Here is a 400-nt window from a genome sequence, read left to right as displayed (position 1 = left end):
GCTTATAGGCGATATCGGCCTGGAAGGCGAAGGTCTCGACCTCGGCCGCTTCGGTTGTTGCATCAACCTCCATTCTGTTTGGCGTGAATCGATTCAAAGATTAACAAATAGAAAATCTTAAAGGAGCAGGCCAGACCTACCCCTTCCAACCAACTTCCATTTCTCCTAGCCCCTACCATGGGTCTAATTCTGGCAATTATAATATGGATTATTTATCCACACTCCCACCAATCATTTTATCTTCAATTTAGGGTACTATATTTCTTATGTGTGTCTAGAATAAATGTATATACAACATTCATGGCCGGATGAAGATCAAACTCAAAATATGCCCTATTGGGGGCCTTACGTGGGGTTGCCCAAACAATCTCATATGAAGTAAGAATGTCTCTAATCCTTC

1 pseudogene is annotated in these 400 nt (G+C 42.0%); it reads left to right on the top strand.

The window, feature by feature from the left end:
• Positions 1-114: 114 nt before the first annotated feature.
• Positions 115-400: pseudogene (locus L5849_RS17675) on the top strand (NADH-quinone oxidoreductase subunit H); the annotation flags it as partial.

It is taken from the genome of Erythrobacter sp. SN021, from assembly GCF_021864455.1.
The sequence above is the reverse complement of the archived record's forward strand: the minus strand, read 5'-3'. Positions and strand labels throughout refer to the sequence as shown.